The organism is Ruegeria sp. O11, assembly GCF_056535285.1.
Window position 1 is genome coordinate 1 of record NZ_JBQERS010000039.1, and the last position, 1,688, is coordinate 1,688.

At 53.0% G+C, this 1,688-nt stretch carries 2 protein-coding genes and 1 pseudogene; all 3 read right to left on the reverse strand.

Annotation, left to right across the window (positions count from 1 at the left end; all coding sequences use genetic code 11):
* Positions 1–344, reverse strand: a pseudogene (locus ACRZ91_RS22140) (hypothetical protein); the annotation flags it as partial.
* Positions 328–1,134 (reverse strand): hypothetical protein, encoded by an 807-nt coding sequence (locus ACRZ91_RS22145; protein WP_480908642.1) that lies wholly within the window; start codon positions 1,132–1,134, stop codon positions 328–330. The gene ACRZ91_RS22145 and the pseudogene ACRZ91_RS22140, both read right to left, overlap by 17 nt.
* 25 nt (positions 1,135–1,159) lie before the next feature.
* A complete protein-coding gene (locus ACRZ91_RS22150; protein WP_480908644.1) occupies positions 1,160–1,675 on the reverse strand; it encodes a DUF805 domain-containing protein in 516 nt (171 codons plus the stop codon).
* Positions 1,676–1,688 lie beyond the last annotated feature (13 nt).

Here is a 1,688-nt window from a genome sequence, read left to right on the forward strand (position 1 = left end):
AAGTGCGACATGCATCCACCAGTTCCGCAATAAAGAGATGCAGCACTCGAACACGCGAATCCAGATTCATTCAGAACCCAGTCGGGTTGTAGATCTCCGTCGAGATCGACCCTCTCAACCGCACCCCAATCTAAGTCAAACTGACCGTCGTTGAACTCCGTGCAGGCTCGTGCCGCCAGATCAACCTTCGCCTGCAAACCGGGCGGAAGTTGCGATACATCAGCCGCGACAGCTGGTGAGGTCCATACTGGGCTCGAAACCAGCACAATCCCGGAAACCAACCCTTTCAACAGGCCCACTAATTTGGAAGCCGGTTGGAGGGTGGCATCAATTGCACTGATCATACCTGTAGTCCCCGTATTCCAGCCAGTTTGCCGAACCTTCGCTAAAAATTAGAAACTCGGACCTGTCTTCCCCAAGCAGGGCGACAACAAATCCGGTCGGCGGCTCAGAGTTTCCGAAAAAGCTGTAGGCTGTCATGGCTCTGATCGACTCGCCGTTGACCGTTACTCGCGCGTCCCACTCTCCTTCCGGATTGTCCAAAATTACAGGTTCGATGACTCGCTCCACCGCTCCGCCACCACAATAGACGATGCCTTCGGGGGGTTCGTAGGAGGCCCCCTGGCTAGCACCTGAATCGCAGGCGGAACGAAGGGACTGAATTGCCGCGCTGGAACCTTTCAAGTCAAAGATTCCGTAGCTAACATCTTGATCAATCATGGACAGATTAACGGATGCATTGGCTGCAAGCTGGTCCTGTACAAAACCATAGTCCTCTTGACTATTGAAACTGACCTCGACGGGATAGTTGTCGACGATCTGCACGGCAGCGTTTTCTGCGCCAACCTGAAATGCCCCAACTTCGGTGGTGCCGTTCTTCAAAAAACGAATGGAAAGCCCTTGTTTGTCCACAATGTCCTGGCTGTCCTCGTATCCAGCCGGAGCAAAGCGGATACGGTCACACTGAAGTTCCAATGTCATGTTTCCAGTCTGAATAAATGCATTGGGATTAGGCCCGGAACTGAACGACCATTCTGCTGATGCTGTGGTCGCCATTGCAATCAATAACGTTCCAAGGGAAATCGGCTTGCAACTCATTTTCTCTCTCCGTGGTGGTGCGGTTCGCATTCTCATTCAGCAAAGACTCCGGGCCACCAGGTCAGGAAACAGGTTCGCCGTATTCGTTTGCGCCTTCTTCCGAAGGGCGCGTCAACCACCAGATCATCAGAATGGACAGAACCAATTGAAGAATTGAGACAACAACAATACCGGTCACGCCCAGGACTGCCGCAGGTCCTCGTAGTGCGTCAGGGTTCTCGGTCCCTTGCTCCAATACCGAGAAGAACGCCACCCCACCCAGCATAACAAAGAGCGTTGTAATGCTGAGCGCCAACGGCAGCAGCAAATACCAGCCAGGTCGTCCTGTATCATGCAGCCTCCGCCAACCGGCGGCCAGCATGGGTATGAGAACCGCCAATTGGAAAACAGAGGACAGAACCCGAGATCCCTGCCCTGTTTCGGGGTTGGTCCCGAATATGATCGTATCCAGCACAGCCAAAGCAGCGCTCGCGAGAACCACGAACAAGAAGAACCACCAGTATTCTGAGCGTAAAGCCCGACCAGAGAACTGGAAGTATTTCGAAAAACACGTCTTAACGGCTTCACCAAATCCCATTTTTCAATCCTTT

Coding starts and splice junctions, on each gene's coding strand:
- ACRZ91_RS22145 (WP_480908642.1), bottom strand. CDS start 1,134: ATGAGAATGCGAACCGCACCACCACGGAGAGAGAAAATGAGTTGCAAG.
- ACRZ91_RS22150 (WP_480908644.1), bottom strand. CDS start 1,675: ATGGGATTTGGTGAAGCCGTTAAGACGTGTTTTTCGAAATACTTCCAG.